The sequence below is a fragment of the Acetobacter musti genome (assembly GCF_011516835.1).
GTDB classification, from domain to species: Bacteria; Pseudomonadota; Alphaproteobacteria; order Acetobacterales; family Acetobacteraceae; genus Acetobacter; species Acetobacter musti.
In genome coordinates this window covers 62,272-76,457 of the sequence record NZ_WOTB01000012.1, presented here as the reverse complement: position 1 = coordinate 76,457, position 14,186 = coordinate 62,272, and the positions used below count along the sequence as shown (strand labels likewise).

The following is a 14,186-nucleotide window of genomic DNA, read 5'->3' as shown; positions in this document are numbered from 1 at the left end:
AAAAGTTTTTGGGTGCCGCCTTTTTTCAAAAAGGCGGCGTCTTCTGAAGCTTTTTTCAAAAAGCTTCACCAAAAATTTCTTTGTAATTAACCCGAGGTTTCAGGGTCAGGCTTCTGAAACAGTCTCTCAGTAATCGACCGAGATCGAGCCTCCGAAAGTGCGCGGGGCGGCAAAGGAATAGGTATACGCGTTCGCGTAGCCGTTTTCCGCCGCGTAAGTGAAAATTCTGCTATTCTCAAGATTTCTTATGAAGACCTGGGCGTGCCAGTGTCCCATATCAGGGAAATATTCCGCCAGCGCCGTGGTGTTGGTGTAGGCATGCTGCTTCGTATCGCCCGTGTTTGTGAAGTAGAAATAGTTTGAGGACTGGAACCGGGTCCGGATCTGGGTCATGACCCGGCCGGATGGCACGGTCCAATAACGGGTAAAGCCGGCGCCGACGGAGAAATTCGGCGCCTGAGGCAGCTGATTGCCGGAAAACTGCTGCATTATGATCGCGGATGTTCCGTCAGCCATCGGCTTCTGTACGGCGACAGAGAAATCTCTGAACCGTGCATGCAGCCACTGGAAATCGAAATCGAACTGGCCGACATGCGGGATCTGGAGCACAAGGTTCGGGTCAACGCCATAAATCCGGCTGGAGCCCGCATTGTCGATAATCTCGCCGCCACCACCGAGATTGTTGATGATCTGGCTTACCTGCTGGCCGGTATAGTCTTCCCAGAAACCTGAGATATTGAACTGAAGCCGGTTATGCCAGAAGCGATTTTTGAAACCGAGTTCGTAGGAACGCACATTTTCCGGATTATAGGCGTTCAGATCGGTAAAGCCGCCCGGTTTGTAGCCGGTATCGACCTTGAAATACGCCATATTGCGCGGCGTAATGTCATACTCGATGCCGGCATGCCATGTGGCCTTGGTCCAGGACGCATGCCCGTAATTGGGCGAGGTGATGTAGTTATACGGAAGGCTGGATGAGTCCGTCGGAAACATGATGTTTCCTGAACGGGTTTTTGAATCCCAGTTATACCGGACGCCGCCGGTGAGACGCAGGGTCGGCAGGATTTTCCAGGTGCCATGCGCGTACCACGCCAGCGACCGCGCCAGCGTATTGTAATTGAAGATCAGCGAACGCCCCCAGGCGTCATCCACCGGGATGGCGTCGAAACTGGTCAGGCTGTTATTTTCCTTGAAATAATAGATCCCGGTCGTCCAGAAGAATTTGTAATTTTCATCGGACGAAATTCTGAATTCCTGATTCTGCGTCTTCGGGTGCTCGTTCGCGTTCCACGTTTCGATCTGACGGGAATAGGACACATTCGAACTGGAATCGTTGACCTCTTTATAATTCGTCGCGTCATAACCGCCGAGATAGCTCAGCGTTACGTAAGGCAGTTTATAATCGAAGTTCCAGCGCAGGGCATTGTCCAGGGTGGAAACCTGCGGCGTTGTCGGGATCGGGAGATGGCGCGGATTGCCGGAGGGCAGGTCAGGCTGCGATGTCAGCAGGTTCCCATCCGCGCCGAAGCGGTACGACACGTTATAGACTGCCTGGCCGGCGCCGCCGATATGGGTTCCCTGATAGGAAATATTGCCGGAAAATCCTTTGAAAGGCTGGAAGGCGAGGGTCAGGCGGCCGGAGACATCGTTCGCGCCGTCACCGTATCCTGATTTCCCCAGATCGCGGTAGCCTTCGTGATGGGTTGAGTTGAACGCCGCCCGGATCTGCACCTTGTCGGAGATCGGCTGATTGACCATCGCCCAGGAATTGATGGCGCCGTAATTGCCGAACTCGACCTTCGCGTTTGCTTCCTGCTTCTTTGTCGGCTTCGCGGTGATCAGATTGATGGCGCCGCCGACCGCGTTTCTGCCGCTCAGAGTGCCCTGCGGGCCGCGCTCGATCTCGATCCGGTCAAGGTCATAGAAGCTGTTGTTGAAGGAATAGCCACGGTTTGTGTAAACACCGTCCGTCGCGATCGCCACGGCGGGATCGCCGATCTCGCTGGTGTCGTGGCTGGAGATGCCACGGATCGTAATCACCGCCTGCCCTTCCGTCTGGAGGAAATTTATATCCGGCGCCACGGTGCTGAGCGCCTCCAGATTGCTGATGCCCAGCGTCTGCAGATCTTTCCCCTTCCACACGCTCATGGAAATCGGCGTTTTCTGAGCCGAGGCCGCGCGTTTCTGGGAAGTGACCGTCACCTCTTCGATACCCGTGGCGGCATAGCGCTGTCCGGCGGCCTTGCCGGATGCCGGTGCGGTTTTCGCTGCCGGACGAGGCTGATGAGAGAGCTTAGCTTGCGCCTTTGGCATCTTTCCTGATGCGGCGGATGAGGGCGTCGCTTTTGGAGCTGATGATCCGGCAGCCTCCGGCGCGGCTGCGAAGGCGGCGCCGGTATACAGCGCGAGCGCGGTGGACGCCGTAAGAGTTACGCGGAACAGGCGGAGAAGTGGCAGGCGCGACGCCCTGTACGACAAAATCCGATGATCCGGAGAGGGCGCGTCGGGCCGGCAAAGCATCATCACTGAGTGTCCTGCGATCGGGCCTGCCGTCTGAATGACGGCAAAGGCATCGGAGAAGGTTATGGCAAGCGATTGCCATAACCTGCATATACCGATTCGGTTCCGGAAGGAAAGAAAAAGTTTTCTTCTTCGTAATGATCTGAGGATGGAACTGCAGCGTCGATTCTCCGGCCTGATCTGATCCGGGCGGATTTCTGTTGTGCTCGGCAGGGATGGAGATCGGCGCAGAAAGCAGACGGCGCTGGATAGAAATGGCTGACGATGGCAGAGAACAGCATCGCAACGGGAGGGCAGCGTGGCGCAGCGAATAACTCTGGCGGATCTGGCGGAAAAAACCGGTCTCAACATCTCGACCGTCAGCCGGGCGCTGACGCGACCGGGCCGTGTCAGCGCCGAAACCCGCCGTCTGGTGGAGAAAGTCGCCGCCGATCTGGGGTATATGGGCAATATCGCCGCCCGCAATCTGAGCCGCGGCACCACGGAAACCATCATGGTGCTGGCCCCGAATTTCACCGGGCAGGCTATTTCGCCTGTCTTTACCGAAGTCCTTCTCGGTGTTTGCGATGAGGCGGAGTCTCTCGGTCTGAGCGTAATGATTCACTCACATACCGGGCAGCCGATCCCTACGGCCGACGTCATGCGTTTTCTGCACAATCATACGGTGGATGGCATTCTTCTGATCGCCACTGAGAAATGGGACCGGGCCGTGGCGGGGCATAAGGACGGTCCGGCGCCGCCCGTGATCAGCGTTATGCACGATCTCACTTCCGAGGGGCTGAGCAGCGTCGTCGCCCAGGAGGAAGAGGGGTTTGTGGCGGTCGTCGATCATCTCGCCGGACTTGGCCACCGGTCTTTCGCCTATATCGCGGGGCTGCCCGGCGTTTATCATGAAGTGCGCCGTTACGCGGCTGTCCGCGACCGTCTGACGGCGCTCGGCCTGCAGGATGGGCTGGTTCCGATCGAGGGAGGGCCTTTCGATCTGGCGTCCGGATTTGCGGCGGCGGGGCGTTTTCTGGCCCTGGATCAGCGGCCTACCGCCGCCATCTGCTGCTGTGACGCCCTTGCCATCGGCTTCATGCAGGGCGTTCGCCAGGCCGGGCTGAGTGTGCCGGACGATGTCGCCGTCGCCGGCTATGACGGGCTTGACTACACCGCCTTCATCACCCCGGCGCTCACGACCGCCGTGCAGCCATCGGCGGAAATCGGTCGCGCGGGGGTGAGGATGCTCGACGATTTCCTCAAGGGGCGGATCACCGCTCCGCGTCTTGTCTCGCTTGCGCCGCGTCTGGCTGTGCGGGAGTCGGCCTGAGGGGTGACCGGTCTGTTAGTGGCAATCGGTTGCATGGAAATCGGTGTTGTGGGGAGTGTTCTGACGGGAAGAGCCGGGCGCTGTCCGGACCCGGTAAAGGTCGCGGACCTTTGCAAACCGGTTTGTTAAATTATCATGCGGTGAAGGTGCTGGGCGCCCTGCCGAAACAAAGCAGAATTTTACTTGCAAAATACATAAATTCCTTATTTACGGGAGATGTTCTTTAAAAATTCAGGATTTAACGAATTACATACGATAATATTTTGGAAATTTTATGGCTTATTTTCTGTGTACCGCAGATTTTACTATTGATGAAATTTTATAGAAAATAGTATTTTTAAATGTTGCCGTGTCAATTTGTATTTTCATCATGAGAAAGTTTTCAAAAAATTATTCTCTGGATTATCATGAGGCATAAGAACTTTATTTCCGAAAGTATACGTTGCCGATAACCTGGGTGGGTTGACATATATATTATTTAAGTCGTGTCGATATTATCGACATTGAGTATTTTATTTCTCTTATATGTGCATGCAACGCATTTTAAATATTTTTATAATACGCATTCTCATGCGGATAATATAAAATTTGTATTTGGTTTTTTGTTTGTATGGGTTCCACTATTGCTCATTGGATGGTTCTGGCTGGCGGTTATTTGTGCCGGGTGTTACTCGCGAATTATGATATGCAGAGTCAACAGAACAGGGCGAAAGTAAACCAGACTCAGGACCTGTTAATTCATTGAGCTGAGCAGCGCTTTGCGATTTGCAGGCACTCGTGGAGGAGTGTGCTCATACATTCATGTCAGCAATCCACTTCACAGCAAGCTTCATCTTCTATCTCAAAGAATGAGGCCTGAGCACAGGAAATGGGGACTGGCAAACGCTCGAAAATTAACGTTCGTCCCGTAGCAATGCCCAACGCTCATGATCGCGCCATTCTCCGTTTATGCGAAGATAACGCGGGGAAAATCCTTCATTACGGAATCCGAGTCTTCGGACGAGCGCTATGGATTTCATATTTTCGGGCTGGATATTTGCTTCCAGGCGATGCAATCCCACGTCATTGAAAGCAGCCTGCACTGTCAGGCGCACGGCTTTCGTCATCAACCCGTGTCCGGCGAACCTGATCATTCCATAATAGCTCAGATAAGCATTTTGAAAGCCCCTCATAAAAATCTGACTGAGATGCGTAACGCCTGTAATACTTCCGGTATCCGGGTCTCGGGCTATAAACCCTATATTGGCGCCAGACATCTGCTCATCGAACCAGGTATCAAAGCCTTCCTGAGTTATAAAAGGCTGAACCCAGGGAGCGTGATAAAGACGGTTCTCAGTATTGGCTTTAATAAGCTCTTCTGCATCCTGCCGACAGACTTTCCTAAGCGATATTTTTCTCATACCCGGTCCTGCGTCCGCTTACTGCCAAAAACAAAAGGTGTGAGAGCGGTTGTTACCCTGTTTATGAAGAATCGATTTGTCCGCCATGGGGCAGACGGAAACCCCCATCAGTGTCTCACATCAGAGCGTATTCGGTCTGCCGTCCGCGCATATAGCTGACAGACTATTCAGGAAGGTCAGTCTCATCCCTCAGCCCCGGACACTCCGTTCCTCGGTTTATCGTTTTTGCTGCATATCACTAAATCAGCTGGATAGAGAAAAGCTGAGGAGGGATTATCCGGGTAATAAAGCACGGTTGTGTTGTTATAAACTCTTTCGAGAATGGAGGCGCCGTTGTCCCCCGAAGCGAGTTCGAAATCACGATGATGCTCATGTGTTTTTCCATCGGCATCGCGATAAACGTAAAATACACGAAGGATCCGACGATAACGCTTACGTCGGATTTCTGTGTTTCTGATCCGGCCCTGTGTGGCATGTCCGTATCGGAGTAAATCGACCTCCCTGCGCTGCCGTATAACTGTGAGTGTAATCGCCAGACCGGTAATGGCAGGAAAGAAAGCAGCCAGTCCCATGTATAGTGCGAACAGGGAATGCTTTGAGTCTTCCAGGCTGGCAAGAGGACGGTTTCCAGCCGGCTCCCTGGGAAGATAAATGATCGGGATTGAATCTCCGACCCTGTGATTACAGGGCGGCATGCGGTCTCCTGAACCGTTTTTATAGATGAGACGGCCTGTATCTGACTGAAAAGAGTAGTCGATGCCGCAAACAACCCCACGGCGTTTCTTTATTATGTAAACGCTGCTAATTGTCGCAGAAGTAATTATGCCATGTTCTTCAATTTTACGAAAATGAACGAATGAAACAAAATATATAATAACAACAAGAAAAGCCCAGATCCCGACAAATACCCCCAGCGTCACCCGGAAATTAAAACCGAACACTGAAAGCCGGGTAACCTGCCGAGGTATGGGCTGATCAAGTTCTGATGGGAGTTTCCAGCTCTCTGGAAGAATGGACATGTTGCTATCTGACTTCCCTTAGCCGGAATACAGGTATCAGGAAGCGAGGGACAGTGAAAGAAAGCGGCTCTGCCTTCCGTGTATTTTACCAGACCAATAAAATGGCTAAGTCGTTGCCTGCTTTCGGAAAATAAAAATGAACGATTATACGATCGCCATGCAGGCGTAAGCAGGCATAGTCGCAAACGACATAATCCCCCTGCTTAAAGGGGTGAAGGGGTCCGCGACCCCTTCCAGGTGCAGGGCAGAGCTCTGCATGATCTCACGCTTTGCGAACGGCGCCGGAGAACCTGTCTCTCTTACCCGGCGAAAGGGACGAGCCCCTCTGAAAATCCCCCTGCCAAAAAGGCAGGAGGAGAACAGCAGCCGTCAGTGCGTGTCCTTCTGATCCGGCAGAGCATAGGTGACGACATAATCCCCCAGCTTCGTGCCGAACGACCCATGACCACCATCGACAGTCAGAACATACTGACGTCCGTTCTGCTCATAGGTCATCGGCGTGGACTGGCCGCCGGCCGGGAGACGATCCTCCCAGAGCTGCTGCCCGGACGTCACATCATACGCACGGATGTAGTAATCCGCCGTGGAGGTCAGGAACGCCACACCGCCAGCCGTCGTAATCGGCCCGCCGAGGGAGGGAATGCCGACCCTGAAACCGAAGGGCAGCGGAGAGCTGTCGCGCGTCGTGCCGTTGCGATGCATCCACGTGATCTTGTTCGTCTTCAGATCGATGCCCGCGACATAGCCCCAGCCGGGCTGTTTGCAGGGCACACCAAAGGGCGACAGGAACGGATGCAGATCGACGCCATAGGGCGTGCCGTACTGAGGCTGCACACCGCTTTCCGAACCGGAAGGGCCACCGGCCGGGGTCGGCTCAGGCGGATTGTTCGGACCGCGCGGGATCAGATGCGAGACGAAAGGAATGGCGATCGGGTTGGCGAACGCCACCTGACGCACCGGATCGACGGCGAGACCACCCCACTCGAACATGCCGAGATTCCCCGGAAAGACCAGCGTGCCCTGCAGGGACGGCGGCGTGAACGGGCCTTCATACCGCATCGACTTGAACATGATGCGGCAGATCATCTGATCAAACATCGTGGCGCCCCACATGTCGGCGTCCGTCAGATTCTTCTTCGGGCGGAAGGTCAGTTCCGAGAAAGGCTGGGTGGCCGAGACATGATCGCCAGGCGCTGCCCCCTGCGGCACGGCGGTTTCCGGTGCAGGCACGACCGGCGCGCCGGTGCGGCGGTCCAGCACGAAGATATTGCCCGTTTTCGCCGGGGCATAGAGTGCGGGAATGACCGTGCCGTCAGGGCGATGGATATCGACCAGGCTCGGCTGGGCCGGAATGTCCATATCCCACAGATCATGATGGACCGTCTGGTAGAACCAGGCCTTTTTGCCGGTATCCGCATCAAGGGCGAGAATACCGGAAGCATAGCGTTCCTGATCCGGCGTGCGGCGGCCACCCCAGATATCGGGCGTCGCCACACCTGTCGGAATGTAGATCAGGTTCAGATTGCGGTCATAGGAGGAGGTGATCCAGGAATTCGGCGAATTCGCCACGAAATGATGCGTCGCGGAGGGCATCTCGTTCGGGTCCGGGTTGCCGGGATCGAAGGCCCAGACAAGCTGGCCGGTGCGCAGATCGTAGGCGCGGGTGACACCGGAAGGCTCATGCGTCGAATAGTTATCCGTTACGGCGCCGGAGATGATGACAACCTTGCTGGTCACCACCGGCGGGGAGGTGGGCTCGTAGAAGCCCGGCTCCTTCATGGGCATGCCTTCGGTCAGATCGACGACGCCGTCTTTTCCGAACGCATGGCAGCGCTCGCCGTCTTTGGCGTTGAGGGCGAACAGGCGGCCGTCATTGGTCGGAAGGAAGATGCGCTCCGGGCAGTTATCAGGCGTAGCAGGCGCGGGCGGGATGCTGTCCGGCCCGGCTTCCGGCGCAGTGCCCGGAGTGACGCCCGGGGTGGCGCCCGGAGCGGTATCGGTGGAGATGTTTTCGACCGGCGTCGCGGCCCAGGACACGCCGCGGCAGGTCATGTGCTGAAAGGTCGGGTCGAAGGAGATTTTCGGATCGAATTTCCAGCGCTGCTGTCCGGTGGCGGCATCCAGCGCGAACAGGATCTGATGCGGCGAGCACAGATAGACCGTGTCATGGATTTTGATCGGGGTAACTTCCGCCGTGATCTCGACGGGGTCGTGCGGCCCCTTGAGATCATGGGTCCGGAAGGTCCAGGCGACTTTCAGGTTTTTCACATTGGCCGGCGTGATCTGGGCAAGCGGCGAGTAACGGTCACCGAACTGCGTGCGGCCATAGGCGCCCCAGTCGGCGTTCGCGACTTCCTGCGCATCGCCCGGCGTGACCGGACCGCTGGCCTGCGGCAGGGTGCCCGGAAGATCCTGCGGGTCCTGTGTAAGCGCGAAGCCAAACACGGCAATGCCGGCAAGTATACCGGCGGCAAGCGGGAGGCGTGCGGCCGTGGCACGGCGGCCCAGATCTTTCGTGACGAAAGGCAGAAGCAGCCAGAGGCCAAGCGGCAGAATGACATCGCCACGCGGCGCGAGGGTCCAGAAATCGAACCCGGCTTCGGCGACGGCCCAGATCAGGGTCGCGAAGACAAGAGCGGCATAAAGCCACCAGGCTTCGGCCCGGCGTTTCCAGAGGAGGGCTGCGGTGACGAGCAGCACGATGCCGCAGATCACATAGTAAAGCGACCCGCCAAGGGAGGCGAGCCAGCCGCCGCCGCTGGCAAGGATCAGCCCCAGAAGGCCCGTTACGATGGCTGTTGCGGCCAGGATGAGGCCCGGCCTGTCAGCTCTTGTCGTCATTAAGAAAAACCTGTTCAGAACATTATGGATCGGTAAGAAAAGAGATGAGCCGCATCTGATTTGTCAACGACTACTTTTGCCGCGACGATTTACGCCTGATGCGCCGTATGGGTTTCGGGACAGGACATAAAGTTCCGGCGTGAAGTTAAATTTAATCCTGAAACATCCGATGGACTTTTTTACCCGGAATATTTCAGACTATTGAATTCTCTCTTCGTGGACTCCGCTTCCGGGAGCACGTTCGAAACGGATGAATATCGCAAAACATCAGAGAATATATTGCGTTTTTACGTGTCTGGCCAGTTTTTTCCACGGCCCGTCATCCATGGCGGATTCCGTCCATCCTGACAGTCCGGAACGCACGCCGCCCCGCACCGGCGGATATGCCTCGCGCACGCCGCTGCGCCGCCAGCCGGCGACGGTCAGGCCTTCTTCCGCAGTCTCCGCCCCCACGACGTCACATTCGGCCCCTGTTCCGGTTTCTCCCGGTTACCACGGGATTTTTCCGGAAAGTTATGAAGAATGGATCCGTGGCAGCACCATGACCGGAGACTGGGGCGGCCGCCGTCAGTGGCTGGAGGACCGGGGCGTCACCATTCTGGGTCATTATCTGGAAGACACCTCCGGCAATCCGGTCGGCGGCAGGGCGCAGGCGGTGCGCTACGCCCATGAATTCGGGCTTGGAGCCGATATCGATTTCAGAAAACTGACCGGACACGACATCGGGATCATGCATCTGCTCATCACGGAGCGGGCCGGGCTCGGGCTCGGCACGTCGATCCTGCCGGCTCTGGACTCCGTGCAGCAGATTTTCGGATCGGGCGAGACGGTGCGTCTGACGCGCTGGTCCCTTGAGCACCGTTTCGGCCGCTATGCCGATATGGAGGCCGGCTGGGTCAACACGGAAAACGATTTCGCCCAGTCAACGACGCACTGGGGCATGTCGATTTACTGTCAGTTCCAGACCAACGCAGTCTGCGGCATGCCACAGTCTCTGGCGATGAATTCCGGCTATGGCTGGTACCCGACGGCCCATCCCGGCGCTTATCTGAAGCTCTATCCGCTGGGCACCGAGCGCCTGCTTGTCTCCGCCGGCGTCTACAACGTCGATAACACGATTTCGAACACCCATAATGGCTGGAAACTGGGCCTCGGCGATTCCACGGGAACCTATCTGCCGTTTCAGCTCGGCTGGAAAACCGGTGACACCGACGAGCATGGCGCGTTGCCCGAAAACATTAAGGTCGGCGGCTACTGGGACACATCCGAGGTGAAGATCGTCACCACGCACATCACCACCTTCGAGCCGTCGAACGTGGCCCTGGTCAGTCTGCCCGATGAATCCGTCCGGGGCCGTTATGGCGGCTGGTTCGAGGGCGACCAGATGATCCAGCGCGATCACGATGGCAGTGCGCAGGGCACCGTTATTTTCGGCAGCTTCATCTGGGGCGATCCGCGCACCGCTCTTGCGCCGTATTTCGCGACATGGGGCATCATCCGCAAGGGAACGTTTCCCGGCCGCCCGGATGACACGGTCAGTCTTGGCGGCAAGTTTCTCGTCGTGAATCCGAAACTGACGGATTATGCGCGCTATCTGCAGTCACTCGGGGAACAGGCTTACAAACCCTCCCAGGAAAACTCGCTGGAACTGAACTATGGCTGGCGGCCGACGCCGTGGGCGACGATCCGGCCCGGCATGCAGTATCTCTGGCATCCGGGCGGAACAAACCGTTATCCCAACGCGTATATTCTCGATTTCGAAACGGCTCTGACGTTCTGACGGTAAACCGGCGGTCCGGGCGGCCGCACACAGTTTCGTCAGCATGGGAAACAGATCTTTCGTGACATGTTCTCATCCGGATCAGAGGATTTTCAGCCCATGCACTTTTCCGGTCTTTCCCCCCGTCTCGCACTTGGCGCCCTGACCGCGACGCTTCTTGGTTCCGGCACCTTCCCCGGCCGGGCGGAGGCCGCGCCGCGCTTCGAAAAAGCCGATTTCGGAGCTCTGCCCGATGGCGGAAAGGCCGATCTCTTCACGCTTCGGAACATGCATGGCGTGACCGTCAGTTTTACATCTTATGGTGGGATCATCACAGCGATCCGGACCCCGGACAGGCATGGTGCGATGGCCGATATCGTCCTGGGCTTCCCTGATCTGAAGGGCTACGCGGTCGACAGCGCGAAAGGCGGTCTGTTTTTCGGGGCGCTGATCGGGCGGTATGCCAACCGGATTGCGAAAGGCACCTACACCCTCAACGGCGTGGAACATCACGTCGCGGTCACGGCGCCGCCGAATTCGCTGCATGGCGGTCTGCGCGGGTTCGACAAGAAATTGTGGCGCGTGCGCCGGCTGGACGGGCTGTCACATGCTTCCGGCGCCGAACTGACTCTGGTGAGTCCGGATGGCGACGAGGGCTTCCCCGGCACGCTGACGGTGCATGTCGATTACATTCTTGACGATTCAGACCGGCTGACGCTGCATTACCGGGCGACGACGGACAGGACCTCGATCCCGACAGGCGAGATTGCACCGGTTGCGGGCACGCCGTTCGACTTCCGGGAGCCGCATGTCATCGGCGAGTGGCTGCGCAGCAATCATCCGCAGATGATGTTCGCGCGGGGGTATGACCATAACTGGGTGATCAACGGCGATTATGGCGGGACACCGCGTCAGGCAGCGCATCTGGAGGACCCGGCGACAGGCCGGACGCTGACGGTGCTGACGTCACAGCCGGGGCTTCAGGTCTACACCTCCAACTCGCTGGATGGCGCATATGCGGGACCGTCCGGGCGAGCCTACCGCCAGACCGACGCCATCGCCTTTGAGGCCGAACATTATCCGGATTCCCCGAACCATCCGGAGTTTCCGACGACGGTGCTGCAGCCAGGGGAGACGTTCGATTACACGACCGTGTTTCAGTTTGGCGTGGTGCGGTAGGGTTCTGAGGGGCCGGTCAGGGCCAGTGGGGGTTCCTCTCAGGGCGCTGCCCTGAAACCCGGCAGGGACCGCAGGCCCCTGCACCCCGGTTTGTTTATAAAATGGTTTGCAAAGGTCCGCGACCTTTGCCGGGTCCGGGCAGAGCCCGGTTTTTCCCTCAGGGGCAGCGCTTCACGTCGTGCGGCATTCTCAGGACGCTGCCCTGAAACCCGGCAGGGACCGCACGCCCCTGCGCCCCGGTTTGTTTATAAAACGGTTTGCAAAGGTCCGTGACCTTTGCCGGGTCCGGGCAGAGCCCGGATATGCCTGCGGTCTTACTCTTCGTCCTCGTCTTCGTCCTCATCATCCTCTTCGTCGTCCTCGATCACGACGGCGACGGAGATTTCCATGGAGGCGTCTTCGGACTGGAGAGCCTTTGCGTCGCGCTCGGCTTCTTCTTCCGTTTCGTAGAGTTTGGCTTCGTTAGGATCGTCCTGCCACTCGTTTTCCGGGTCCCAGAAATCGAACTCGTCTTCCTCGTACTCGCGCTGGATCAGGTATCCTACGATCACATCGTCTTCATCGTCGCTCATGGCGGTATCCTCTTCGCTTCAGATTTGTGAGGTATGCGGGATGAGGGCCAAAAGGAAGAGAGAAAACAATAATAAGGACGTGCCCTGGGGTTTCTGCCGGTCGTCAGGGACAGTATGAGCGACGGCGTGGCGGGCGTCCCCGCCGGCGGCAGGATGCGGAAATCAGGCCGTTTTTCAGGGGATGCCTTCCTGTATTCCACGTCCCGTATTTCTGCTTCGGGCGGTTTCGGGAAATAATAAGGTTTTATGATGGATACCGAACTGAAATGTCCGGAATGCGGCTGTGAGCATGTCTGGCAGGATGGGGCTCTGTGGAACTGTCCCGAATGCGGGCTGGAATGGAATCCGGAAACAGCCGCAGAGGGCAGCGACACAGGTGCGGCGGACGACGTGGTTCGCGACGCGGGAGGCAATGTGCTGGAAGACGGCTGTTCCGTGATCGTGACGAAGGATCTGAAGGTCAAAGGATCGTCCCTGGTGGTCAAGGCCGGGACGAGGGTGAAGAATATTCGCCTCACCGATGGTCATGACGGACACAATATCGCCTGCAAAATCAGCGGGATCGGGGCGATGAACCTGAAATCGGAGTTCGTGCGGAAAGCCTGACGAAGCTCCGTTGCGCTCCTGGTCGTCTGATCTGTTACGCGGGCACAGGCTCGGCCTCAGCGCGATGACGGCCGCGGATTGTGGAAGCGGTTTCGTCATTCACCATCAGCGCGAGCGGCGGGAAGGCCAGAAAGGCTTCCAGTTTTTCGTAATGGCGCGACATTTCGACGTCCAGCGCGCCATTGATCCAGTCCGTTCCGGCATCGAGGGCGTAGCGGGCCGGTTTCTGTGCGAGAGGAAGGCAGGCTTTCAGCAGTTTTCCGGCGCCCTGCGGTGAGATGGAATAACAGCCAATGCCGGCTGCGGAAATGAGCGGCAGCAGCACGGGCTCTCTCCGGCCAGCCTGAAATTCCGCTTTCTGACTGCGGATGTTGGCGGGGTCGCCGTCCGGGCCGTTCAGAACGACAGGGGCGGTGCCTGACGCGGGGCGGAGCGCGACGGGCCAGTTGTAATTATAGCTCCACAGGACGATGTCCCAGCCGGGTCTGCGGTTCAGAATGGTGGAAGCCTGTTTGAAAAAATCGTCCCGGATCAGGGCGTCATCTTCCGCGATGTGGAACGGGACGACACCCTTCGCGCAGTCCTGCCACAGGGAGATATGGGAGACGGCGCTGCCCATTGCTCCGGCTCCGTAGCGGAGCGTCCCGGAGAACAGGCCGCTGCGCGCACAGGCCGCGACATTCAGGCGGCTTCCGTCACAGGCGGAAATCCGCTCGACCGGGATGTTCGGGCTGGCGCGACGAAACGCCTCAAATCTCCAGGGCGTTCTGTCCAGAGTGATGACTTTGAGAACCGGGTTCATCGGCAGGCTCCTGACATTCAGGAGATGAACAGAAACACAGAAATCTTTTGAATTCATTACGCTGTGAGGCGGTGGTCTTTGCGGGGAGATTTCCGGGCGCTGCCCGGACCCGGCAAAGGTCGCGGACCTTTGCAAACCATTTTATTTAACAGATCGGGGTGCAGGGGCCTGCGGGC

The 14,186-nt window shown here is 57.5% G+C and carries 10 protein-coding genes; 4 read left to right on the top strand and 6 right to left on the bottom strand.

The features are described 5' to 3' along the window. Positions 1-126: 126 nt before the first annotated feature. Positions 127-2,478: a TonB-dependent receptor gene (locus GOB93_RS10540; protein ID WP_242010695.1), complete on the bottom strand. Its 2,352-nt coding sequence runs from the start codon at positions 2,476-2,478 to the stop codon at positions 127-129. Positions 2,479-2,818: 340 nt separating this feature from the next. On the opposite strand from GOB93_RS10540, the gene GOB93_RS10535 reads away from it, so the two are divergent. After that, positions 2,819-3,832, top strand: a complete 1,014-nt coding sequence (locus GOB93_RS10535) for a substrate-binding domain-containing protein (protein ID WP_173583459.1) — start codon at positions 2,819-2,821, stop codon at positions 3,830-3,832. Positions 3,833-4,725: 893 nt separating this feature from the next. Here GOB93_RS10535 and GOB93_RS10530 read toward each other — a convergent pair. The 3 genes from GOB93_RS10530 to GOB93_RS10520 form a co-directional block, all read right to left on the bottom strand. Then, the gene (locus GOB93_RS10530; RefSeq protein WP_173583458.1) at positions 4,726-5,232 is read right to left on the bottom strand and encodes a GNAT family N-acetyltransferase; all 507 of its coding nucleotides are present in this window, start codon (positions 5,230-5,232) and stop codon (positions 4,726-4,728) included. Between the two features lie 182 nt (positions 5,233-5,414). After that, positions 5,415-6,251 (bottom strand): DUF3592 domain-containing protein, encoded by an 837-nt coding sequence (locus tag GOB93_RS10525; protein WP_173583457.1) that lies wholly within the window; start codon positions 6,249-6,251, stop codon positions 5,415-5,417. Positions 6,252-6,620: 369 nt separating this feature from the next. After that, the gene (locus GOB93_RS10520; RefSeq protein ID WP_173583456.1) at positions 6,621-9,092 is read right to left on the bottom strand and encodes a glucose/quinate/shikimate family membrane-bound PQQ-dependent dehydrogenase; all 2,472 of its coding nucleotides are present in this window, start codon (positions 9,090-9,092) and stop codon (positions 6,621-6,623) included. A gap of 325 nt (positions 9,093-9,417) precedes the next feature. On the opposite strand from GOB93_RS10520, the gene GOB93_RS10515 reads away from it, so the two are divergent. Together GOB93_RS10515 and GOB93_RS10510 are read left to right on the top strand one after the other, a co-directional pair. Then, positions 9,418-10,872, top strand: coding sequence for a carbohydrate porin (locus tag GOB93_RS10515; protein WP_242010694.1), 1,455 nt, complete (start codon positions 9,418-9,420; stop codon positions 10,870-10,872). 99 nt (positions 10,873-10,971) lie between these two features. Beyond that, positions 10,972-12,030 carry an aldose epimerase family protein gene (locus GOB93_RS10510; protein ID WP_173583455.1) on the top strand — a complete coding sequence of 353 codons (1,059 nt, stop codon included), beginning with the start codon at positions 10,972-10,974 and terminating at the stop codon, positions 12,028-12,030. 314 nt (positions 12,031-12,344) lie between these two features. On the opposite strand, the gene GOB93_RS10505 is transcribed toward GOB93_RS10510, so the two are convergent. After that, positions 12,345-12,602 carry a hypothetical protein gene (locus GOB93_RS10505; RefSeq protein WP_173583454.1) on the bottom strand — a complete coding sequence of 86 codons (258 nt, stop codon included), beginning with the start codon at positions 12,600-12,602 and terminating at the stop codon, positions 12,345-12,347. 249 nt (positions 12,603-12,851) lie between these two features. Between GOB93_RS10505 and GOB93_RS10500 the strand changes: the two genes are divergently transcribed. Then, positions 12,852-13,208 (top strand): zinc ribbon domain-containing protein YjdM, encoded by a 357-nt coding sequence (locus tag GOB93_RS10500; protein WP_173583511.1) that lies wholly within the window; start codon positions 12,852-12,854, stop codon positions 13,206-13,208. Between the two features lie 34 nt (positions 13,209-13,242). On the opposite strand, the gene GOB93_RS10495 is transcribed toward GOB93_RS10500, so the two are convergent. Continuing rightward, positions 13,243-14,010 carry a glycosyltransferase family 25 protein gene (locus GOB93_RS10495; RefSeq protein ID WP_173583453.1) on the bottom strand — a complete coding sequence of 256 codons (768 nt, stop codon included), beginning with the start codon at positions 14,008-14,010 and terminating at the stop codon, positions 13,243-13,245. Between the last annotated feature and the right edge of the window lie 176 nt (positions 14,011-14,186).